The sequence below is a fragment of the Nitratireductor sp. OM-1 genome (assembly GCF_003296175.1).
GTDB lineage: Bacteria > Pseudomonadota > Alphaproteobacteria > Rhizobiales > Rhizobiaceae > Nitratireductor > Nitratireductor aquimarinus.
This window is the reverse complement of record NZ_CP029208.1, coordinates 355,857-378,030: the sequence shown is the minus strand read 5'-3', so window position 1 is coordinate 378,030 and position 22,174 is coordinate 355,857. Positions and strand designations below refer to the sequence as shown.

Annotated in this window: 18 protein-coding genes; 7 read left to right on the top strand and 11 right to left on the bottom strand. The window is 63.9% G+C overall.

All coding sequences use genetic code 11. The features are described from left to right. Window position 1: 1 nt before the first annotated feature. From DEJ54_RS01700 to DEJ54_RS01670, 7 genes are all read right to left on the bottom strand, one after another. Window positions 2–883 carry a branched-chain amino acid ABC transporter permease gene (locus DEJ54_RS01700; protein WP_113153040.1) on the bottom strand — a complete coding sequence of 294 codons (882 nt, stop codon included), beginning with the start codon at window positions 881–883 and terminating at the stop codon, window positions 2–4. 22 nt (window positions 884–905) lie between these two features. After that, complete coding sequence (locus tag DEJ54_RS01695; RefSeq protein ID WP_222473983.1) at window positions 906–1,820, bottom strand: branched-chain amino acid ABC transporter permease; 915 nt, start codon at window positions 1,818–1,820, stop codon at window positions 906–908. Window positions 1,821–2,094: 274 nt separating this feature from the next. Beyond that, window positions 2,095–2,883, bottom strand: coding sequence for an ABC transporter permease (locus tag DEJ54_RS01690; RefSeq protein ID WP_113153038.1), 789 nt, complete (start codon window positions 2,881–2,883; stop codon window positions 2,095–2,097). A 1-nt stretch (window position 2,884) separates the two neighbouring features. Next, entirely contained in the window at window positions 2,885–4,060 is a 1,176-nt protein-coding gene (locus tag DEJ54_RS01685) for an ABC transporter permease (protein ID WP_113153037.1), read from the bottom strand. Beyond that, entirely contained in the window at window positions 4,057–5,124 is a 1,068-nt protein-coding gene (locus DEJ54_RS01680; RefSeq protein ID WP_113153036.1) for an ABC transporter ATP-binding protein, read from the bottom strand. Before DEJ54_RS01680 ends, DEJ54_RS01685 begins: the two co-directional genes overlap by 4 nt. Window positions 5,125–5,240: 116 nt before the next feature. Further along, window positions 5,241–6,284 carry an ABC transporter substrate-binding protein gene (locus tag DEJ54_RS01675; RefSeq protein WP_371685971.1) on the bottom strand — a complete coding sequence of 348 codons (1,044 nt, stop codon included), beginning with the start codon at window positions 6,282–6,284 and terminating at the stop codon, window positions 5,241–5,243. Between the two features lie 56 nt (window positions 6,285–6,340). Then, the gene (locus tag DEJ54_RS01670) at window positions 6,341–7,726 is read right to left on the bottom strand and encodes an aspartate aminotransferase family protein (RefSeq protein ID WP_113153034.1); all 1,386 of its coding nucleotides are present in this window, start codon (window positions 7,724–7,726) and stop codon (window positions 6,341–6,343) included. Between the two features lie 293 nt (window positions 7,727–8,019). On the opposite strand from DEJ54_RS01670, the gene DEJ54_RS01665 reads away from it, so the two are divergent. The 7 genes from DEJ54_RS01665 to DEJ54_RS01635 all read left to right on the top strand — a co-directional run bounded on the left by DEJ54_RS01665 (window position 8,020) and on the right by DEJ54_RS01635 (window position 16,560). Further along, window positions 8,020–8,601 carry a cupin domain-containing protein gene (locus DEJ54_RS01665; protein WP_113156016.1) on the top strand — a complete coding sequence of 194 codons (582 nt, stop codon included), beginning with the start codon at window positions 8,020–8,022 and terminating at the stop codon, window positions 8,599–8,601. Window positions 8,602–8,744: 143 nt separating this feature from the next. Next, window positions 8,745–10,364 carry an ABC transporter substrate-binding protein gene (locus DEJ54_RS01660; protein WP_113153033.1) on the top strand — a complete coding sequence of 540 codons (1,620 nt, stop codon included), beginning with the start codon at window positions 8,745–8,747 and terminating at the stop codon, window positions 10,362–10,364. A 23-nt stretch (window positions 10,365–10,387) separates the two neighbouring features. After that, a complete protein-coding gene (locus tag DEJ54_RS01655; protein WP_113153032.1) occupies window positions 10,388–11,377 on the top strand; it encodes an ABC transporter permease in 990 nt (329 codons plus the stop codon). Then, the gene (locus DEJ54_RS01650) at window positions 11,374–12,207 is read left to right on the top strand and encodes an ABC transporter permease (protein ID WP_113153031.1); all 834 of its coding nucleotides are present in this window, start codon (window positions 11,374–11,376) and stop codon (window positions 12,205–12,207) included. The genes DEJ54_RS01655 and DEJ54_RS01650 overlap by 4 nt, the downstream gene beginning before the upstream one ends. Further along, window positions 12,204–13,001, top strand: coding sequence for an ABC transporter ATP-binding protein (locus tag DEJ54_RS01645; RefSeq protein ID WP_113153030.1), 798 nt, complete (start codon window positions 12,204–12,206; stop codon window positions 12,999–13,001). The genes DEJ54_RS01650 and DEJ54_RS01645 overlap by 4 nt, the downstream gene beginning before the upstream one ends. Beyond that, complete coding sequence (locus DEJ54_RS01640) at window positions 12,994–13,767, top strand: ABC transporter ATP-binding protein (RefSeq protein ID WP_113153029.1); 774 nt, start codon at window positions 12,994–12,996, stop codon at window positions 13,765–13,767. Before DEJ54_RS01645 ends, DEJ54_RS01640 begins: the two co-directional genes overlap by 8 nt. 117 nt (window positions 13,768–13,884) lie before the next feature. Beyond that, a complete protein-coding gene (locus DEJ54_RS01635) occupies window positions 13,885–16,560 on the top strand; it encodes a bifunctional acetate--CoA ligase family protein/GNAT family N-acetyltransferase (RefSeq protein WP_113153028.1) in 2,676 nt (891 codons plus the stop codon). Between the two features lie 478 nt (window positions 16,561–17,038). On the opposite strand, the gene DEJ54_RS01630 is transcribed toward DEJ54_RS01635, so the two are convergent. The 4 genes from DEJ54_RS01630 to DEJ54_RS01615 form a co-directional block, all read right to left on the bottom strand. Further along, entirely contained in the window at window positions 17,039–18,184 is a 1,146-nt protein-coding gene (locus DEJ54_RS01630; protein WP_113153027.1) for an iron-containing alcohol dehydrogenase, read from the bottom strand. Beyond that, window positions 18,181–19,569 carry an aldehyde dehydrogenase family protein gene (locus DEJ54_RS01625; protein ID WP_113153026.1) on the bottom strand — a complete coding sequence of 463 codons (1,389 nt, stop codon included), beginning with the start codon at window positions 19,567–19,569 and terminating at the stop codon, window positions 18,181–18,183. Before DEJ54_RS01625 ends, DEJ54_RS01630 begins: the two co-directional genes overlap by 4 nt. 1 nt (window position 19,570) lies before the next feature. After that, window positions 19,571–20,938: a glutamine synthetase family protein gene (locus DEJ54_RS01620; RefSeq protein ID WP_113153025.1), complete on the bottom strand. Its 1,368-nt coding sequence runs from the start codon at window positions 20,936–20,938 to the stop codon at window positions 19,571–19,573. 174 nt (window positions 20,939–21,112) lie between these two features. Then, window positions 21,113–22,165, bottom strand: a complete 1,053-nt coding sequence (locus tag DEJ54_RS01615) for a TRAP transporter substrate-binding protein (protein ID WP_113153024.1) — start codon at window positions 22,163–22,165, stop codon at window positions 21,113–21,115. Window positions 22,166–22,174: the final 9 nt, after the last annotated feature.

Sequence of the window (22,174 nt, the reverse complement as noted above, 5' to 3'; positions counted from 1 at the left end):
GTCACCGCGAGTTCTGCACGCCGAACAGGCCGGCGGGGCGAATGAGAATGACGGCGATCAGGAGCACGAAGCCGAGGAGCATCGCCACGGTTCCGCTGAAGAACACCATGGCCGTCTGCTCGGCGAGGCCGAACAGGATGCCGCCGGCGACTGCGCCGATCGGATGGCCGAGGCCGCCCAGAACGATCACGATGAAGCCGATCAGGGTGTAGTCCTGGCCGATGAAGGGGGAGAAGGAGGGGAAGATCATCGACACGAGGATGCCGGTGATGCCCGCCAGACCAAGGCCGAGACCGAAGGTCAGGGCCGAAAGGTGGTTCAGGTCCACGCCGACGATCTGGATCGCGTCACGGTTCATGATGATGGCGCGCAGCGCCTTGCCCGGCAGCGTGCGGTAGAGGAAGAACGCCAGCGCACCGGTGACGACGACCGCAACCGCAAGGCCGAGCAGCTTGGTGGTCGGCAGGATGATGTTGCCGAACATCAGGAAGGGCGGGTCGAGCGTGAAGTTGAGCGAGCGTGCATCCGCCTCGAAGGCGAGCAGCATGAGTGCGCCCAGCACGAGCGACAGGCCGAACATGACCAGAAGCGATGCGTGCTCGGGATCGTTGGAGCGCGCAAGACGCTTCACCAGCACGAAATAGAGGCCGTAGCCCATCATGCCGAAGACGATAAAGATCAGCGGCATTGCGAGCAGCGGGGACAGGCCGAGCCAGGCCTGGGCGAAATAGGCGCCATAGGCACCCAGCACGATGAATTCGCCATGGGCGAAGTTGACGACGCGCAGGACGCCGAAGATCACGTTGAGGCTGACGCCGATCAGCGCGTAGATCAGCCCGACGACGATGCCGTTGACGAGGCCTTGAAGCAGAAGTTCGTTCATCTTTGTTTCAATCCTGTACGTCTTACGGAATGAAGCGCCGGAAGCGCGAGAAGCGCTGGGCGAAGGCCCCGACGATGCCACGCGGCAGGAGCAGCATCAGTGCGATGATGACCACGCCGAGAATGAGCAGGTTGAGGGTCGGGAAATGCCGCCAGATCAGCTGGTCGATGCCGTAGAGCGTGGATGCGCCGATGATCGGGCCGACCAGGAAGCCGAGGCCGCCGGCCATGGCGTAGACGATGCTCTTTGCCGTCACCAGCAGGTTGAAGGAGGAATCGAGGTCGATGGCATTGGTGTACCAGGCCTCGACGCCGCCCACGAGGGCAGGGAACATGGTGGCCATGATCCAGGCCTTGAGGCGGGTGCCCACCACATTGACGCCGACCACCTCTGCGGCCTCGCTGTCATCGCGAATGGCGCGCAGCGCCGTGCCGAGGCGCGACATGGTGAGCCAGGTGCCGGCTGCCAGAGCGCCCATCAGCACCACGAACATGGCGTAATAGGCGGCCACGGGATCGTTTGCCGCCGACAGGATGAGGCCGAGGCTGCCGCCGGTAATGTCGCTCGGCATGAGCGAGATCACGAGCTTCATGGCCATGGCGAGCGCGAGGCTGACAATGCCGAAATAGACGCCCTTGAGCCGCAGCGTGGGTGCGACCAGAAGACCGATGGTGACACCGGCCAGCGCCGCACCGGCAAGCGCCACGGGAATGGGCAGGCCGAAGGTCTTGTACAGAACGCCGGTGGCGTAAGCGCCGATGCCGTAGAACGCCACATAACCAAAAGGCATATATCCGGCCAGGCCAGCGACGAAATTGAACGACGTCGCCATGGTGATCCACAGCATCATGTAGAAGAGGAAGGAGAGATTGCTGGCGAACAATGGAGCCGGCAAAAAGACGGCGACAATGGCCGCGACCACAATGCCCCATATCAAGAATTTGATATGGCTTGATTTTTCCGTATTTCCTTGGGGCGCGGACATCGGCACACCTGTACCCTCCCGCGTCTCCTGAATTTGATCTGTCACTGTTGGACCTCAATAGGGAACGCTTTCCGCGACCCTATAGCGCAGGAGGTGCGCTGTCCTATCGCAATTTCAGACTCAATTATAACTTAAAAACATAAGTCGGTTTTGCTGAGTGAAAACAGCCCGCAACCGGATGCGGCTGCGGGCTGCTTTTGGGCTGGAAAGCGCTGGTTTGCGGGGCTTAGCCGCCCCGTCGCGCCGCGATCTGCCGGCGCACAAGCAGTGCGATGATGGCGAGCGCGATGGTGCCGACAATGAACAGGAAGGCTGCGGCGGCGATGGCCGGGCTGATGTTCTCGCGGATCGTGGCGAACATCTGCCGCGCCAGCGTGCGCTGGTTGGGGCCTGCCACGAAAAGCGTGAGAACCACCTCGTCCAGCGATGTGGCGAAGGCCAAGACCGCGCCGGACAGGATGCCGGGCATGGCGAGCGGCAGGGTCACGCGCCGGAACACGGTGACCGGGGATGCGCCGAGGCTGGCCGCCGCCAGTTCCACACGCCGGTCGATGCCGCCGAGGCCGCCGATCACGCTCACCACCACGAAGGGGATGGCGACGATGGTGTGGGCGACGATGACGCCGAAATAGCTCGACGCGATGCCGAACTGCACGAACAGCACCTGCATGCCCACGCCCATGACCACGGCGGGAACCACCATGGGCAGAAGAAATAGGGTGCGCACCGTGCCTTTGAACGGCAGGTTCCAGTTGCGCAGGCCGAGCGCGGCGAGCGTGCCGAGAACGGTGGCGAGCACCGTCGTGCCGCCGCCGATGACAAGGCTGTTGAAGATCGCCCGACGCCAGGCGGCGGCGGTGAACAGCTCGTCGAACCAGCGCAACGAGAATTCCGGGATTGGATAGGTGAGGAACTGGCTGGACGTGAAGGCCAGCGGCAGGATGGCGATCAGAGGCGCGAGCAGGAAGATGACTGCGAGCGTGCCGAATGTGAGCCGGGCGCTTTTCAACAGCATGTCAGCTTCTCCTTTCTTCGGCCGCCGACAGACGACCGTAGACCGCGTAGAGCAGGAGGGTGACGACAAGCAGCACGATGCCAAGCGCGCCGGCCATGCCCCAGTTCGCCGAACCGGTTGCGTAGAAGGCGATGACGGAACTGATCATCTGGTCGCCCGCGCCGCCGATGAGCGCCGGCGTGATGTAGTAGCCGATGGCGGTCATGAACACGAGCAGCGAGCCGGAGGCGACGCCACGCAGGCTGAGCGGCAGAAGCACCCGCACGAAAGCGCGCAGCGGATTTGCGCCGAGCGAGGCGGCTGCCGGCATCAGGTTGCCCGGGATCGAGATCAGGACGCTGTAGATCGGCAGCACCATGAGCGGCAGAAGCACATGGGTCATGGCGATCACGACGCCGGTGCGGTTGAAGATCAGGGCAAGCGGTTCGCTGGAGATGCCAAGCCCGGTGATGACCGCGTTTATGAGGCCGTTGTCCTGCAGGATGATGAACCACGCGGCGGTGCGCACCAGAAGCGAGGTCCACAGCGGCAGCAGAACCGCGCCGAGCAGGAGCTGGCGTTTCCAGCCTTCCGTGGAGGCGATCAGCATCGCATAGGGAAAGCCGATGGCCAGGCAGGCGAGCGTGACGAGCGCGCCGATCCAGAAGGTTCGGATCATGATGTCGCGGTTGGCGGACGCCTCTTCGGGCATGGCGACAATGTTGCCGGAAACATCGCGCTCCAGATCGACGGCGGCGAGCAGATAACGGTCCGTGGTCGGTGAAAGCGCGCCGGTGATGGCCTGCCAGAAGCGGGGATCGTCCCAGCGCTCGTCAATCTCGGAGAGCGGTGGCGCGTCATCCTTGCGCAGCGCGCGCGTGGTGCGCGACATCAGCGTACGGAAGCCGGGCTGGGCGCTGTTGAGACGGCGCGTCATGTCGCCCACGGCCTGCCGGTCATCGGCGGCGCGAAGATCGGCGGCGAGCGCTTCCTTCATTTCTGCCGTGGGTGGCGTTTCCGGATCCCACTTGGCTGCGACCTTCGCCGTCTGCGGGAGGATGCGCAGGACGGCGGTGTCGGAGACCGCCTGTGACATCATCGTGCCCAGCGGCCACAGGAAGAAAACCGCGATGAAGAGGAAGAGCGGCGCGACCAGCGCGATCGCGCTCAGATGCCCTTTTCCGCCCGTGCCGCTCATGGCCGGATCACCCAGCAGTCGTCCGGCTGGAAGCGGGCGGTGACATCTGCGCCGGGCGCATGCTGCTCGGCCTTGCGGTCGAGATGGATGACGAAGTCGTGCGCCTGCTCGTCAAGCTGGATGCGCAGGTGATTGCCCTGATAGACGCTGTCGGCAACTTTTGCAGTAAACTGGTTGTCGCCGCCATGCAGCGCGTCGAGGCGAATGCGCTCCGGCCGGATGGAGACGAGCACGTTTTCGCCCGGCGTGTAATTGTCGGAAGCCGAGGCCGTCAGTTCCGCGCCATTGGCGAGGCGGACGCGCAAACCGTCTGCGGACCTGCCCGCGACCGTGCCTTCCAGAAGATTGGTTTCGCCGATGAAATTGGCGACGAAGCGCGTCTGCGGATGGTCGTAGATCTCGCGAGGGGTACCGATCTGCTCGATCTTGCCCTTGTTGAAGACGGCGATCCGGTCGGACATGGTGAGGGCTTCCGACTGGTCGTGCGTGACGAAGACGATGGTCAGGCCGAGCCGGTTGTGCAGCGCGCGGATGTCGAGCTGCATCTGCTCGCGCAGATTTTTGTCGAGCGCGCCGAGCGGCTCGTCCATGAGCACCACGCGGGGTTCGAAAACGAGGGCGCGGGCGAGTGCCACGCGCTGCTGCTGGCCGCCGGAAAGCTGGGCGGGCCACCGGTCTGCAAGTGCGCTGAGCTGCACCATGTCGAGCGCTCTGGCGACGCGTTCGTCGATTTCGGCCTTGCCGACGCCGCGCATCTGGAGCGGGAAGGCGATGTTGTCGCCGACACTCATATGCGGGAAGAGCGCGTAATTCTGGAAGACGACGCCCATGTCGCGCTTGTAGGTGGGGGTCGTGTCCACCACCGCGCCATCGACCAGGATGCGGCCCTTGGTCGGGCGCTCGAAGCCGGCGAGCATCATCAAAAGCGTGGTCTTGCCGGAGCCGGACGGTCCAAGAAGGCTGACGAACTCGCCTTTCGCGATGTCCAGTTCAAGATCATCGACCACGCACAAAGAGCCAAAACACTTGGTCACGCGGTCAAATCGAATGCGTAGTTCGCTCAAGAGCCTCTCCCCCGGCTGGCTTGATGTCGCGCTGTCGGAAACGATGGATCGTTTCGATGAGAGCCGCACCGGGCAGGGCGATGGACGCTTTGCCCGATGCGGCTCTCGACTGGCTCTTATTGAGCCAGCCAGGCGTTGAAACGCTCGGTCAGGGCTTCTGAATTGTCGATCCAGAAATCGACATCGAGCGCGATTGCGTCGGTGAGGTTTTCCTCGGTGGTCGGCAGCTCTGCCTTCTGCGCGTCGCTCACCATTTTGGCGGCTTCGTTGTTGGGCAGGCCGTAGGCCACATACTCCGGCAGCTTCTTCTGGTTTTCCGGTTCGCTGGCGAAGGCGATGAAATCCATGCCCGCATCGCGGTTTTCGGCGTCCTTCAGGATCACCCAGCTGTCGACGGCATAGATGCTGCCGGGCCAGACGACCTTGAAGTTGCGGCCCTCGGTGCGGTTGATGCCGGTGATGCGGCCATTATAGGCGGACGCCATGGCGACTTCGCCGGAGGCCAGGAACTGGAGCGGCTGCGCGCCGGCCTCCCACCAGACCACTTCGTCGCGGATTTCTTCGAGCTTGGCGAAGGCGCGGTCGATGCCCTCGGGCGTGGCGAGCACGTCGTAGATCTCGTCCTTGTCGACGCCGTCGGCAAGGAGCGCGAACTCCAGCGTGTATTTCGGGCCCTTGCGCAGCGAGCGCTTGCCGGGGAACTTTTCGGTGTCCCAGAAATCGGCCCATGAGGCCGGGCCGCCATCGGGCAGCTTGTCGGCGTCATAGGCGATTGCCGTGGACCAGACGATTGCGCCCACGCCGCAGTCATGCACGGCGCTTTCCAGGAACTTGTCCTCGCCGCCGAGCCTGTCCCAGTCGATATACTCGAAGAGGCCGTCGCCGCAGCCCAGCTCAAGCTCTTCGGCTTCGACCTGAACGACATCCCAGTTGGGTGCGCCGGCCTTCACCTTGGCCTGAAGAACGCCGTAGCCGCCGTTCCATGCCTCGTCGAGAAGCGGTTTGCCGGCCTTTTCGGCAAACGGCTTGAAGTAGATCTCGCGCTGGGCGTCCTGATAGGTGCCGCCCCACGAGACGACCGTGAGGTCGCGTGCGTTTGCCGTGGTGGCGGAGAAACCCGCCACCGCAGCAAGCGCGGTCATTGCAAGCCAGTTCTTCATCTTCATAAGCATTCTCCTCCAATTGTGCTTTTCCGATTATGTGCTGGCGGTGCCCGTTATGCCGGCATTGCCTCCCTGGGCAGTTCGGCGAGCGCCTTGTCGAGGCCGGTCTTGAAGCGGGCGAGCAGGTCGTCGACCTCGCCCTCGGTAATGATGAGCGGCGGGCAGAAGGCGACGGCATCGGCCATGGCGCGGCTGATGAGGCCGGCTTCCTGGAGATGCGCGTTCACCAGTGCGCCAAGCGCGCCGGGCGTCTCAAGCGCCGTCTTGTTTGCCTTGTCGGTGACGAGCTCGACGGCGGCGATGAGGCCGACGCCGCGCACTTCGCCAACCAGCGGATGATCGGCCAGTGCGGCAAGGCCGTTGCGCAGGCGTTCGCCCATGCGTGCGGCATTGCCCACCAGATCGCGCTCCTCGATGATCTTGAGGTTTTCAAGCGCAACGGCTGCGACAACCGGATGGCCGCTGGCCGTGTAGCCATGGCCGAGCGTGCCGATGCGGCCGCTTTCTTCCATGATCGGCTCGAACACCCGGTCGTTGATCATCAGGGCCGAGGCCGGCAGGTAGGACGACGAAAGCTGCTTGGACATGACCATGATGTCCGGCTTGATGTCATAGGTGGTGGAGCCGAACATGGTGCCCGTGCGGCCGAAGCCGCAGATCACTTCGTCGGCGACCAGCAGGATGTCGTACTTGTTCAGAACGGCCTGCACCTTTTCCCAGTAGGTGGCCGGCGGGACGACCACGCCGCCGGCGCCCTGCACGGGCTCGCCGAAGAAGGCGGCAATCGTTTCCGGGCCTTCAGCCAGGATCGTGTCTTCCAGTTCCCTGGCGAGGCGGGTTGCGAATTCTTCTTCGCTCTCGCCCGGCATTGCCTCGCGCCAGTAATGCGGCGCGGTCATGCGCAGCACGTTCGGCACGATCAGGTCGAAGGATTTGTGGTTTGCCGGCAGGCTGGTGAGGCATGCGCCGGCGATGGTCACGCCGTGATAGGCGCGGTTGCGGACGATGATCTTCTTCTTTTCCGGCTTTCCAAGCGCGTTGGAGCGGTACCAGATCAGCTTCAGCGCCGTGTCGATGGCTTCCGAGCCGGAATTGGTGAAGAACGCCTTGCTCATCGGCACCGGGGCCATGCCGATCAGCTTTTCGGAAAGCTCGATCACCGGCCCGTGCGATTTGTGCGTGAAGGTGTGGTAATAGGGCAGTTTTTCCATCTGCTCGGTCGCGGCCTTCACAAGGCGCTTCTCGTTGAAGCCGAGCGCGACGCTCCACAGGCCGGCCATGCCCTCGATGTACTGCTTGCCATTGTTGTCGTAGACGAACACGCCTTCACCGCGGTCGATGATCAGCGGGCCGTCCTGCAGGTGTTTCTTGGCGTTCGTATAGGGGTGCAGGTGATAGGCGATATCGCGCGCTTCTGGGGAATTTGGCTTGTCGGTCATCGGCTTGTCCTGCGTCGAAATGAAGGTATTGTTGCGGGATGAGGCTGTCTCATCGCCTCTCTCCTCTTTTTCTAGCGGTAGCACTCATTTTGCAGCTAGGCAATTCTCTGTTCAATATTTTGAGCGATCATTCTCGGCGCGACTTAGAAGGCACTGAAAATTATACGCATCTGCGCATTGTGAAATCGCTTCGAGGCTAATATCTTGAGCGCATGAAAAGGCGTCTGCACGGTTTTGGCCCTGCGAGCGCGATGATGGAAACCAGAACGGGCAAAGGTTGCGGCGAAGGATTTATGGACGATTTCGACATTGGCTCCCGTCTGAAGGCCATGCGTACGGCCGGCAATCTCTCGCAGCGGCAGCTCGCCGAGCAGGCGGGCGTGCCCCATGCACAGATTTCCAACATCGAGAAGAACAAGATCAGCCCGTCCATCTCCACCCTGCGCAAGGTGCTTGGGGGAATGGGCGTCAGCATGGCGGATTTCTTCGAGCCGGAGCGGGAGGACAATCCCGGTCCCTTTTTCGGCAGGGATGAGCTGATCGACCTGACGTCGCGTGTGGCGATCAATGCGGGCGCGCCGGAGAGCGGGCTTCTGGTCCTGCGGCAGATCGGCGATGCGCGCCTGCACAATCTCCAGATCCTGCACGAGGTCTATGAGCCGGGGGCGGACACGGGCGAGACCATGCTGCAGCACGCCTCAAGCGAGGGCGGCTATGTGGTGGAGGGTGAGCTCGCTCTCACCGTAGGGGATGAGATGCGCATTCTGAAGGCCGGCGAAGCCTATCTCTTCGACAGCCGCCAGCCGCACCGTTTCCAAAATCTGTCCGATACGCGCACCATCGTCGTTTCCGCCTGCACGCCGCCTTATCTCTGAGGCGATCATCTTCAACAGGCTGGACCAACGCAACGCATTCATGGCCCTGTTCGTGCAAGGCGCTGCTTTTAAACTTCGCGCATGACGTTTTCGGGGAACCTGATCCGCCCGGAAATGGTTGGCTCGTAAAACGAGGGTTTCTGATGGCCGGTCTTTTGATCTCGAGACGCAATCTTCTTCTTGGCGCGGGGGCGCTGGCGGCGGCCGGCTGGCCGCTGCGCATGGCATGGGCGGCAGGGGCCGAAGAAGCGCCACGCGGCGGACGGCTGGTTGTGGCGGCTGATTCCGAGCCGCGCACGTTGAACCCGGCAATTGTCGCGTCGAACGGCGTGTTTTTCATCGCCAGCAAGGTCATCGAGCCGCTGGCCGAAGCCATGATGGATGGCGAGGGCGGACTTGCGCCACGCCTGGCCCAAAGTTGGGAAGGCTCGGAAGACGGGCTTTCCATCACCTTCAAACTGCGCGAGGGCGTGACCTGGCACGATGGCGAGCCGTTCACCTCTGCGGATGTGGCCTTCTCCGCGATGGAGGTCTGGAAGCCGCTGCAAAATCTCGGCCGCGTGGTGTTCGCCAATCTCGACACGGTGGAAACGCCCGATGCGCACACCGCCATTTTCCGCTTTTCCGCGCCCACGCCCATCCAGCTCATTCGCAATGCGCTGCCGGTGGTGACGAGCGTTCTGCCAAAACATCTCTATGAGGGCACGGACATTGCCGCCAACCCGGCCAACAAGGCGCCGGTGGGAACCGGTCCGTTCAAATTCGCCGAGCACAGGCCCGGCGAATATTATCGCCTTACCCGCAATGACGCCTATTGGGGCGAGGGGCTGCCGAAGCTGGACGAGGTCATCTTCCGCGTTCTGCCCGACCGGGCGGCGGCGGCCTCCGCGCTGGAGGCAGGCGAAATCCAGCTTGCCGCCTTCTCGCAGGTGCCGCTGGTGGATCTGGAACGCATCGCCAGCGTGCCGGGGCTGAAAGTGGTGACGGAAGGCTATGAGGCGCTTACCTATCAGCTTGTGGTGGAGATCAACCATCGCAACGAGATCCTCGCCGACCAGAAGGTGCGGCAGGCCATCTCGCACGCCATCGACCGGGATTTCGTGGTCGATACGGTGTTTCTTGGCTATGCGCAGGCGGCCACCGGCCCGGTGCCGCAGAACGCGCCGCAATTCTACAATCCCGATGTGAAACCCTATTCCTTCGACATCGAGCGGGCGAACAGGCTGCTTGACGATGCGGGGTATCCGCGCGGCGAGGATGGCAAGCGCTTTTCGCTGCGCCTCCTGCCCGCGCCCTTCTTCAGCGAAACGCGCCAGTTCGGCGACTATCTGCGTCAGGCGCTTGGCAAGGTGGGCATCGACGTGACGCTGGTGAACAACGACACGCCGGCGCATCTGAAGGCGGTCTACACGGATCATGATTTCGACATTGCCGTTGGCTCGCCCGTGTTCCGCGGCGATCCGGCCATCTCGACCACGATCCTCGTGCAGTCGGGCATTCCTGACGGCGTGCCGTTTTCCAATCAGGGTGGTTATGCCAATGCCGAGCTCGACACGATCATCGATCAGGCGGCCGAGACCATCGACACGGAAGCGCGCACCGCGCTCTACAACGATTTCCAGCGCATCGTGGTGGAAGACCTGCCGCTAATCAATGTGGCCGAGTGGGGCTTTACCACGGTTGCCAGTGACACCGTTCTCAATGTGGGCAACAATCCGCGCTGGCCGGTTTCGAGCTGGGCTGATACTGCACTCGCTTCCTGAGAACGCAAGGAACACGCACTGGCATGCACCGGGCCCTGACTTTGACGCGGCGGCGTATCGTCAGCAGCATCCCGGTGCTGCTGATCGTCATTGTGGGCACGTTTCTGCTTCTGGAAGCAGCACCCGGCGATGCGGTGGACGCCTATCTGCTTTCACTGGGCGGCGGCGATGCGGGCCTCGTGGCGGAGCTTCGCCAGAGCTACGGGCTTGATCAATCACTGCTGAAACGTCTGACGCTTTATGTGGGGGCCTTGCTGCGGTTCGATCTCGGCTGGTCGGTGACGTTCGACCGGCCGGTTCTCGATCTGATCGCGGAGCGGTTGCCCAACACGCTCTGGCTCATGGGGGCGGCCACGGCTCTTGCCTTCTCGCTTGGCTCGTTTCTGGGCATTGTTGCCGGCGCGCGACCGGGAAGCCTGACGGACCGGGCGCTTTCCATCGGGTCTCTGGCGCTTTACGCGGTTCCGAGCTTCTGGCTTGGCCTTGTTCTGGTTCTGGTGTTTGCGGTCGATCTGCGCTGGTTTCCCACGGCCGGCATCGAAACCATCGCTTCCGGCAAGACCGGACTGGCGCGCGTGGCCGACATCGCCTGGCATCTGGTGCTGCCGGTTTCCGCGCTCGGTTTCATTTACCTGGCTCTTTTTCTGCGCATGATGCGAACCGGCATGGCGGAAGCCTGGCGGCAGGATTTTGTGCTTTTTGCGCGCGCCAAGGGGTTGGCGCGGCGGCACATCGTGCTGCGCCACGTGGCGCTCAATGCGCTTTTGCCGCTGGTCACCATGCTTGGCCTGCAGGCGGCGGCCATGCTGGGCGGCAGTGTGGTGGTGGAAAGCGTGTTTGCCATTCCGGGTTTCGGGCGGCTTGCGCATGAAGCGGTTTCAGGCCGCGATGCGCCGCTTCTGACCGGCATCATCATCGTCAGTGCGGTGCTCGTGATCGTCGTCAATCTTCTGGTGGACATTGCCTATGCGGCGCTCGACCCGCGCGTGGGCAGCGGGGAGGCGGCGTCATGAACCGTGTTGCCGGACGTCTTCTGCACTCGCCGGAAGGGGTGGCGGGGCTTTGTCTTCTGGTGCTGCTTGCCGCCATGGCGCTTGCCGCGCCGCTTCTTTTTCCGGGCGATCCGCTGACGATTGTCGGGCGACCGATGACTGTACCCTTCACCGATCCGGCGCTTCCGCTTGGCACGGACCGGCTGGGCCGGGATGTGGCTGCGGGCCTGATGCATGGTGCGCAGACATCGCTTCTGGTCGGGCTCACCACGGCGTTGGTCGCACTTGCCGCCGGGGCGCTTGTCGGCACGGTTGCCGGGCTTGCTGGCGGGCTGGTGGACGAGGCGCTGATGCGGGTGGTCGATGCGTTTCAGATCGTGCCGGGCTTCCTTCTGGCGCTGGCTTTTGTCAGCGTCACCGGGGCGTCGCTTCCGGTGATCATTTTCGCCATTGCCCTTGGTGCGTGGACCGGGCCGGCGCGGCTGGTGCGGGCGGAAGTCCTGTCGATCCGCGAGCGCGACTATGTGGCGGCGGCGCGGGTGATCGGCATGCACCCGGCCGAGATTGCTCTGCGCGAAGTCCTGCCCAATGCGCTGCCGCCGGTTCTGGCGCTCACGGCGGTGATTGTCGCCACGGCGGTTCTGGTGGAGGCCGCGCTTTCGTTTCTCGGGCTTGGCGATCCCAATGTGGTGACCTGGGGCTCGATGATCGCCGAAGGGCGCAATGTGCTGCGCACCGCGCCGCATCTTTCCATCGTTCCGGGGCTGGGCCTCGTGGCCACCGTGCTCGGCGTCTATCTTCTGGGCGAGGGGCTGGCGGATGCGATGGCGGGCCGTGAGGCGCGCGGATGAGCGCGCCACTGGCCGAAATCCGGGGCCTCTCCGTTTCCTACTTGCGTGATGATGCGCGAAGCTTCGCGCTTCGTGACGTCGATCTCGACATTGCGAAAGGCCGCCGGCTGGCGGTGATCGGCGAGAGCGGATCGGGCAAGAGCACGCTGGCGCTGGCGCTCGCCGGGCTGCTGCCGCCGCAGGCGCGGATTAAGGGGAGTGTTGGCTGGCCCGGCCTTGCGAAAGCGCCGGTTGCGGGTCGCGATATCGGCATGGTGTTTCAGGATCCCGGCGGCAGCCTCAACCCCGTTCTGACCATTGGCGAACAGGTGGCGGAAGGCGCGGTGCGTCATCTGGGGCTCGACTGGCGCGCGGCGCGGTCGCATGCGCTGGCCCTGCTTGAGCGGGTGCGCATTCCAGATCCGCAGGCTGCGCTTCGTGCCTATCCGCATCAGTTTTCCGGCGGGCAGCGCCAGCGCATCGCCATTGCCGCCGCCATTGCGGCGCGGCCGGGGCTGCTGATCGCCGACGAGCCCACAAGCGCGCTCGACATGGTGGTGCAGGCCGAGATCGTGGCGCTGCTCGACGAATTGGTGCGCGAGGCGGGCATGACGCTGGTTTTCATCACGCATGACATTGCGCTCGCCTCCGGCTTTGCCGACGACATAGCCGTGTTTCAACGGGCGCAGCTGGTGGAAAAGGGAGCGGCGCAGGCGGTTCTCGCCAAGCCGGCGCACGCCTGTACGAAGCGCCTTCTTGCCGCACAGATCGACTTTTCTACACCGCGCCTGATCGACGGGGTGGCCGATGTCTGAGCCGCTTCTCGTTGCGCAGAACCTCTGCAAGACCTTCACCAGCCGGGGGCGCAGGGTGACCGCACTTGATGATGTGAGCCTGACGCTTGCTCCGGGCGAGACGCTGGGGCTGGTGGGCGCGTCGGGCAGCGGCAAGTCGACGCTCGCGCGGGTGCTGCTCAGGCTTTTGCCGGCCGATGCGGGAGCGGTGCGGCTTCTCGGCGAGAACTGGCTTGAGCTTCGCGGGCGGGCGCTTCGCACGCGCCGCCGCGCGATCCAGATGGTGTTTCAGGATCCGCTTGCGGCCTTCAACCCGCGCGCGACCATTGGCGGTGTGCTGGCGGACCCGTTGCGCATCCATGGCCTTGCGGATCGTGCGGCGCGCCCGGTGCGGGTGGGCGCGCTGCTGGAGCGGGTCGGGCTTCCCGCAGGCTATGCCGCGCGCGGCGTTCACGAAGTGTCGGGCGGCGAGCGCCAGCGGGTCGCCATCGCCCGTGCGCTGGCTGCACGCCCCTCGCTGATCGTGTTCGACGAGCCTGTCTCCGCGCTCGACCAGTCGGTGCGCGGCCATATTCTCGAACTCATCGCTGATTTGCAGAAAAGCGACGGTCTCTCCTACCTCTTCATCGCGCATGATCTGGCGGTGGTGCGTCTCATCGCGCATCGGGTGGCGATCATGGAGGCAGGCCGCATTGTCGAAACGGGAGCGACACCGCAGATTATCGCAGATCCGCAGTCGCAGGCGGGCCGGGCGCTCGTGGCCGCCGCACCACGGCTTGTGCGTTAGGGCATTTGACCGAAATAGGCTGAGGGGAACCGCCCGTGGCGGGTTGCATTTCCGTTGCCGGATGCCGCTATAGTGACCCTGCAAATTTCCGCACTGAAAAACCCGGAGTCATCGCCCATGACGATCCGCAATCTCGAATTCGCCGCCCGCCCGCGCTCCGTGGCCGTGATCGGCGCATCGGGCAGGCCCGGCGCTGTCGGCCACATCGTGATGCAGAACCTGAAGGATGGCGGGTTTGCCGGCGAGGTCTGGGCGGTCAATCCGAAATACAGCGAGATCGACGGCCGTCCCTGTTACAGGAGCGCGGCAGACATTCCCGGCGTGCCCGACATCGCCGTCATCGTCACGCCGCCGGAAACCGTGCCCGGCATCATCACCGAGCTTGGCGAGAAGGGAACGCGCGCGGCGGTTGTCATCACCGCCGGGCTGACGCGCGAGAACGGTCTGCGGCAGGCCATGCTCGACGCGGCGCGGCCCTATCTCTTCCGCATCATCGGGCCGAACACGGTGGGGCTGATGGTGCCGCCGATGAATTTCAACGCCAGTTTCGCGCATATGCAGGCAAAGCCCGGTGGGCTGGCGCTCCTGTCGCAGTCGGGCGCGATCGCCACATCGCTGGTCGACTGGGCGGCGGCGGAGGGCGTGGGCTTCTCGCACATCGTGTCGCTGGGCGACATGGCCGACGTGGATGTGGGCGACTATCTGGAAATGCTTGCGGGCGACGGCCGCACGCGCGGCATTCTCATGTATCTCGAGACGATCCCCAGCCCGCGCAAATTCATGACGGCTGCGCGCGCGGCCGCAAGGCTGAAGCCGGTGATCGCCATCAAGGCGGGTCGCCATGCGCAGGCGGCGCAGGCGGCGGCAACCCACACCGGCGCGCTTTCAGGCGCGGACCGCGTGGTCGAAGCGGCGCTGCGCCGCGCCGGCATTCTGCGGGTTCTGGATCTGGGCGAACTGTTTGACGCCGCCGAGGTGCTGGCGCGCTTTCGCCCGTTGCAGCGGGCGCAGGTGGGCATTGTCAGCAATGGCGGTGGCGCGGGTGTTCTGGCGGTCGACCGGGTCAACGATCTGGGCGGCACCATGGCCGAGTTCTCGCCCGAAACGATTGCCCGCATGGACCGGGCGCTGCCGCCCAACTGGTCGCATTCGAACCCCGCCGACATTATCGGTGATGCACCGCCGGAGCGTTACAGCGAGGCGGTTCTGGCGGTCGCCGACGATGCAGACACGGACGCCGTTCTCGTCTTCAATTGCCCGACGGGGCTTGCCTCGCCCTCCGATGCCGCCCGCGCGGTTGCGGCCCTTGCCGACCGGGGCAAGATCAACGGCAAGCCGCTGATCACCTGCTGGCTGGGCGAGGAGACCGCACGCGAGGGACGGCGCATCCTGCAGGAATCCGGCATCGCCAATTTCAGCACACCGTCCAGCGCCACCGCGGCGCTGTCTTATCTCGGCGAGTGGTCGCGCGCGCAAAAGGCGCTGACCCGTGTGCCTTCGAGCCGCAGCGAGGATGTGCAGGGCGACCGTGAGGGCCTGCGCGCCATTCTCGAAAAAGTGGCTGCCGAAGGCCGGCGCATGCTGACGGAACCGGAGGCCAAGGCGGCGATTGCTGCCTACGGCATTCGCGTGCCGGAGACGCTGATCGTGGAGACGCCGCAGGATGTGGGCGAGGCGGCCGCGCGGCTTTTCGAGAAATTCGAGAAGGTGGTCGTCAAGCTTCTCTCCAGGACCATCACGCACAAATCCGATGTCGGCGGCGTGGTGCTTGGCCTGAAAACGCGAGAGGCTGCGGAAAAGGCTGCCGAAAACATCATCAAGCGGCTGGAGGATGCCGGCACGCGCGAGGAACTCGAAGGGTTCGTCGTTCAGCCCATGGTGGAGCGCAAGCATGCCCACGAGCTGATCCTCGGCGTCAGCCAGGACCCGATTTTCGGGCCGGTCGTGCTGTTCGGCGCGGGCGGCACGGCTGTCGAGGTGATGGAGGACACGGCAATCGCGCTGCCGCCGCTCGACGATGTGCTTGCCGGCGATCTGATGGCCTCGACGCGCATCGGCAAGCTGCTCGCCGGCTACCGCGACCGCGCCCCCGCAGACCGCGAGGCGATTGCCGGCGCGCTCAATGCGGTGTCGCAGATGATCGTCGACTTCCCCTGCATCAAGGGTATGGACATCAACCCGCTGCTGGCCGATGCCGACGGCGTGGTGGCGCTCGATGCGCGTATCGAGATCGAGCCGGCGGAGATCAACCGCAGGGGACCGAACCCCGACCTTGCCATCCGGCCCTATCCGGACGGGTGGGAAAAGGATGTGAACCTGGAGGGGCATCACTATCATTTACGCCCCATCAAGCCGGCGGATGTGGCGCTTTTCCCTGATTTTCTCGCACGCGTTTCGCCCGAAGACATCAGGTTCCGTTTCCTTGCCCCGCGCAAGCATTTCCCGGACGAGATGCTGGAGCGGCTGAGCCAGCTCGATTACGAGCGCGACATGGCCTTCATCGCGCTGCGCGAGGAGGATGGCGAGATGGCGGGCATTGGCCGTCTTTCCTCTGATCCGGACAAGGAGATCGCCGAATACGGGCTGCTCGTGCGCACCGATCTTCAGGGCCACGGGCTTGGCTTCGCGCTTTTGAAGCAGCTCATCGACTACGGCAAGGAAGAGGGCATCGGGGCCATCGAGGGCATTGTCCTGAGCGACAACATCAAGATGCTCAAAATGTGCCGCGATTTCGGTTTCGTGGTGAAGGACAGCGGCGAGGCGGGGATTGTCACCATGTTGCTGAAGCTTTAGGCGGGTGGCGGCGGAGATGATGGTGCGTGCCCTTTCCCTCGCCCTTCGACAAGCTCAGGATGAGGGAAAGGCAAGGAGAGGTAGGGTAAGGTAGGCAAGGTAGGAGAGGTTCCTGGCAGACGCGGATGACGGCGGGCGGCCTCGCTCTCTTGTTTGGGAGCGTGTCAGGAAAACATCGCGCTTCAGCACTGATCTACTGATCTCTTGCGCCACCACAGCCCTCATCCTGAGCTTCTTGAGCTTGCCGAAAGGCGAAGGGCGAGGGCGGGATGGAGGGCGCTGTCTTGTAACGTTGGTGCAGGCCCCTCATCCGCCTGCCGGCACCTTCTCCCCGCGCGCGGGGAGAAGGGGGAAGTTTTGGTGTTAGCGCCCTTCACTGCAGCGGTGAAATGGTTCCGGCTTCATTGCCGCGCTGTCCTTCTCCCCGTTCACGGGGAGAAGGTGCCGGCAGGCGAATGAGGGGCGCGTGCGCCGAACCTCAGATGCAGGCTTCGAACAGCGCTTTCGTGTTGGCGGCGGTCATCTTGACCGGGTTGCCGCCGGCGCTTGGGTCTTCCAGCGCCATCGCCACCATCTCGTCGATGCGGTCCGTGCCGACGCCCATGTCGCCCAGCCGATCGGGAATGCCGAGATCGGCCCGAAGCTGCATCACGAAATCGAAGAAACCGTCGAACCCGCCCGCAATGCCCAGATAGGCGGCAGCGGCGGCGATGCGCTCCTCGATCTCGGGCCGGTTGAGCTTCAGAACCGCCGGCATGACAACGGCATTGGTGGTGCCGTGATGGGTGTTGTAGATCGCGCCGACCGGATGCGACAGCGCGTGGATCGCGCCGAGCCCCTTCTGGAAGGCGACCGCGCCCATGGCGGCAGCGCTCATCATGTGCGCGCGCGCTTCCAGATCACCGCCATTTTCATAGACGCGCGGCAGGTTTTCCTTCACGAGCCGAAGCCCCTCCAGCGCAATGCCCTGGCTCATCGGGTGATAGAAGGGTGAGGAATAGGCTTCCAGACAGTGGGCAAAGGCGTCCATGCCGGTGCCCGCGGTGATCGCCTTCGGCATGCCGACGGTCAGTTCGGGATCGCAGATCACCACCGAGGGCAGAATTTTCGGATGGAAGATGATCTTCTTCACATGGGTCTGCGAATTGGTGAGAACGCCCGCACGGCCCATTTCCGAGCCGGTGCCTGCCGTGGTGGGCACGGCCACATTGGGGGCGATCTTCGAGGCGTCGGCGCGGGTCCACCAGTCGCCAATATCCTCGAAATCCCACACGGGCCGCGTCTGACCGGCCATGAAGGCGATCAGCTTGCCCAGATCAAGGCCCGAGCCGCCGCCAAAGGCGACGACCCCATCATGCCCGCCATCCACGAACGCCCTGATGCCGGCTTCGAGGTTCTTCTCATTGGGATTGGGGTCGACCTCGGAGAAGAGCGCGCGGCCAAGGCCCGCTTCTTCCAGAATGCCGAGGGCATTCTTTGTGATCTCCATGCCGGCGAGGCCCCGGTCGGTGACGAGCAGCGGCCTTGTGATGCCGGCCGCTTTGCAGGCCTCGGCCAGTTCCCGGATGCGGCCCGCGCCGAACCGCACGGAGGTGGGATAGGACCAGTTTCCTTCGAGCTTCATGCCTGTTTCTTTCTCAGATGGTAGGATTTCGGACGGGTCAGATTGTGGTAGCCGATTTCCGACAGCGCGCCGCCGCGCCCGGTGTTCTTGCAGCCGGTCCAGCACAGGGCGGGATCGAGATAATCGGCGCGGTTCATGAACACGGTGCCCGTGTCGATTTCGGCTCCGAGTGACGCCGCACGGTCCGGATCGGCGGTCCAGAGCGAGGCGGTGAGGCCGAATTCGCAATCGTTCATGAGGTCGAGCGCTTCGGCGTCGTTCTTCACCGGCATGATGCCGACGACCGGGCCAAAACTCTCCTCGCGCATCACCCGCATCTGGTGGTTCACGTCCACAAGGATCTGCGGCATGAGATAGGTGCCGCCATCATCCTCGGGAAAGTTTTTCGGATCGACCAGCGCTTTCGCGCCCTGCGCCAGCGCATCTTCGGTCTGGCTGCGCACTTCGGCTGCAAACCGGCGGTTGGCCATGGGACCGATGGTGGTTTCTGCATCGAAGGGGTTGCCGAGCTTCAGCTTGCCGACCCATTCGGCGGATTTCTCGACGAAACTGTCGAAATGCCGCTCGGCCACATAGATGCGCTCAATGCCGCAGCAGCACTGGCCGGCATTGAACATCGCGCCGTCCATCAGGCCATCGACTGCCCAGTCGATATCCGCATCGTCCATCACATAGGCGGGATCCTTGCCGCCGAGTTCGAGCCCGAGCCCGGTGAAGGTGCCGGCAGCCGCCCGCTCGATGGCGCGCCCGCCGCCGACGGAGCCTGTGAAGTTGATAAAGTCGAAAGAGCGTTCGCCGATCAGTTTTTCCGTTCCGGCATGGTCGAGGAAGAGGTTGACGAACAGCTCTTCGGGAATGCCCGCCTCATGGAAGGCGCGCACGATGCGCTCGCCCACCAGCAGCGTCTGCGTGGCGTGTTTGACGGCGACGGCATTGCCCGCGATGAGGGCGGGAACGATGGTGTTCATGGCCGTCATGTAGGGATAGTTCCACGGCGCGATGACGCCGACGAGCCCGTGGGGTACGCGTTCGATGCGGCGGTCGAAATTCTCCGAATCCTCCAGCACGATGGGGGCGAGGCCCTGTGCGGCGACCCCGGCCATATAGGAGGAGCGCTCGTTCATCCCGCCGAACTCGCCGCCATAGCGCACCGGGCGGCCCATCATGTGGGCAAGCTCCGGCACCACCTCGTCTTTCATCTCGTTGAGGCGGGCGACGCCGGCGTTCACCATCGCGATGCGCTCATCAAGCGGACGCGCGGCCCAGGTCTTTTGCGCCTGGCGCGCGCGCGCCAGAAGGGCAGAAGCCATGTCGGGGTCCATCACGGCGCGCTCGGCATAGACCGAGCCGTCGATGGGGGAAATGCATTGCAGTGTCTTGGTCATGTCATGCTCTCTCAAAACCGCGCCTGACCTCCCAGTCGGTCACGCGACGATCATACTCGGATTGTTCCCACCGGGCTGCGTGGACGTAATGATCCACCACCGCGTCGCCAAAGGCTTCACGCAGCATGGCCGAACCGTCCAGTGCGGTGGTGGCGTCGCGCAGGGTTTTCGGTATTTCGCGCACGCCCTGGCCTTCATAGGCATCGCCAACGAAGGCCGGCTCCAGCTCGGTCCTGTTCTCGATGCCGTGAATGCCCGCCGCAATCAGCGCGGCGAAGGCCAGATAGGGGTTCAGGTCGGCGCCGCCGACCCGGCATTCCACGCGCACCGCCTTGGTATCCGAACCGCAGACGCGGTAGCCCGCCGTGCGGTTGTCGAACGACCAGATCGCCTTGGTGGGGGCGAAGGTGCCGGCTGCAAAGCGCTTGTAGGAATTGATACAGGGCGCGAGGAAACAGGTGATCTCGCCGGCATGGGCGAGAAGACCGGCCATGTAGTGCCGCATGAGCGGGGACATGCCGTGTTCGCCCGCCGGATCGAAGAAAAGCGGCTTGCCGTCGAGCGTCCACAGCGATTGGTGGACATGGGAGGAATTGCCGGCGGCGCTGTCGTCCCACTTGGCCATGAAGCTGACGGCGCGCCCGGCCTTCCAGGCGATTTCCTTGCAGCCATTCTTCACGATTGAATGGCGGTCGGCCATGGTCAGCGCGTCGGTGTAGCGGACATTGATTTCTTCCTGTCCGGCATCGGCCTCGCCCTTGGAGTTCTCCACCGGCACATCCGCGCCATGGAGACCGTTGCGGATCGCCCGCATCACATCCTCCTCCTTGGTGGTCTGGAAGATGTGGTAATCCTCGTTGTAGGTGCTGATGCGCTCCAGCCCGCGATAGCCCTTGGCGGCGGCTTCCTCAAACGTGTCGCGGAACAGGTGGAACTCCAGTTCCGAGGCCATCATCGCCTTCATGCCCATGGCTTCCAGCCGCGCGACCTGTTTTTTCAGGATAGCGCGGGGCGAGTGCGGCACGTCCTCATGGGTGTGGTGGTCGAGCACGTCGCACAGAACCAGCGCCGTGCCTTCCAGCCAGGGAATGCGGCGCATGGTCGAGAGGTCCGGCTTCATCGTGTAGTCGCCATAGCCCGCCGACCAGCTCGTCGCGTGGTAGCCCTCGACGGTGAACATCTCCATGTCGGTGGCGAGCAGATAGTTGCAGCTATGGGTTTCCTCAAAGGCGCTTTCCAAAAAATATTCCACATGGAAGCGTTTGCCCATCAGACGCCCCTGCATGTCGACCAGCGCCACGAGCACGGTGTCGATCTCGCCGGCCTCCGCTGCTGCTCTGAGGCTTTCCAGTGTCAGTTTGCCCGCCATTCAATTCGTCCTGTCGGTGGTTCCTGATCGCCGCGCGTCATCCGGACGCTCAAACGGTGATCTGACTTGCGGATTGAGCACCGGGACAAAGGAAAACCGCTTTCGCGGTTTTGTCCGATGCTTTGGGATATGGCCCCGGCGCGAACGCCCCGGGGCCATGAAGTCGCGTTGCGCTCAGCCGTAGCGATAGGGCGGACCGGCCTTCTGCATGAGGGAACGGTAGTTGCGCAGGATCTCGACCACGCGCTCTTTGCGACCGCCTTCGGCAGCGATCTCGTCCCAGAAGTTTTCGGCCTCGGCTTCCACCGTCGCCCATTCGGCATCGGGGATGGTGGTGAGCTCCATCTTGCCGCCATTGACGCGCAGATCTGCTTCGCCCGCCCAGTACCAGTGCAGGCGGTAATAGTGCGACGAGTCCATGGCGAGCCGGAAGAGTTGCTTGAGATGGTCCGGCACTTCGTTCCAGCGGTCGGAATTGGCGAAGAAGGAGCCAACCCACGCGCCGCAGATATTGTTGGTGAGCAGGTAGGGCGTGACGTCGGCCCAGCCCACCGTGTAGTCCTCGGTGATGCCTGACCAGGCGATGCCGTCGAGCTCGCCCGTCTGCACCGCCACTTCCACGTCTTCCCAGGGCAGGGTGACGGGCACGACGCCGAATCGGGAGAGGAACTTGCCGGCTGTTGGGAAGGTGAAGACACGTTTGCCCTTCAGGTCTTCCAGGCTCTTGATCGGTTCCTTGGTGTTGAAGTGGCACGGATCCCAGGAGCCGGCGGAAAGCCAGGTCACGCCTTCCACCTCGCCATAGGCCTCTTCCCAGATCTCGGCCAGGCCATGCTTGTAGAACAGCGCCTGCACGTCCAGCGAATAGCGCGTGGCGAAGGGGAAGTAGCCGCCGAACACCGACACATCGACCGGCGCGGCCATGGAATCGTCATCCGACTGCACGGCATCGATCGTGCCGTTCTGCATGGCGCGGAAAAGCTCGCCCGTCGGAACCAGCTGGTCGGCGTGGTAGAGCTCGATCACCATCTCGCCATTGGCTGCCTTGTTGAAAGCGTCGATGGCGGGTTTGACGACATGCTCTGCGAGCGCCGGTCCGGCATAGGTCTGCAGCCGCCAGCGGATCGGGCTCTGCGCGCGAACATAAGGCGTTGCCAGGGCCGTGGTGCCAGCGGCCGCCGCCGATGCCATGCCCGCTTTCTTCAGAAAGTCGCGTCTGTTTTGCATCTCTGTTCA